Source organism: Mesorhizobium sp. M5C.F.Ca.IN.020.32.2.1 (assembly GCF_004023105.1).
In the GTDB taxonomy this organism is placed as follows: domain Bacteria; phylum Pseudomonadota; class Alphaproteobacteria; order Rhizobiales; family Rhizobiaceae; genus Mesorhizobium; species Mesorhizobium wenxiniae.
This window is the reverse complement of sequence record NZ_RZSX01001710.1, coordinates 1-397: the sequence shown is the minus strand read 5'-3', so window position 1 is coordinate 397 and position 397 is coordinate 1. Positions and strand designations below refer to the sequence as shown.

1 pseudogene is annotated in these 397 nt (G+C 57.2%); it reads left to right on the top strand.

What is annotated here, in order from left to right:
- Nucleotides 1-183: pseudogene (locus EOA86_RS38285) on the top strand (sugar ABC transporter ATP-binding protein); the annotation flags it as partial.
- Between the last annotated feature and the right edge of the window lie 214 nt (nucleotides 184-397).

The window sequence follows — 397 nt, the reverse complement described above, 5'->3', positions numbered from 1 at the left end:
CAGATCATCATCTCCCACCGCCTCGTTGACATATTCGCTGTGGGCGATCGCGTGATGGTGCTGAAGCGCGGCGAGAACGTCGGCGATCGCTACGTCAGGAACACCGGCGAGCATGAGGTCCTGGAGATCATCGTCTCCGGCACGCGAGAGCACGCACTTACGGCCGATGAGGCGAGGCCTTGACCGATCAGGTTCACTTTTCTCCAGGCGTGGCTGTCAAACAGCCCTTTCATTTCGGACGTGCTTGACGATTGGCGGTGAAACTTGCCACGCCGAAAGACCGAAACTTGAAACAAGGCCGCCATCGAGCGATCCGGCCGAAACAAAAAACCCGCCTCAGCGGGCGGATCGTTGGCGCAGGATCAATAATTGTGCTTAAATTCCTAGCATAACTGCC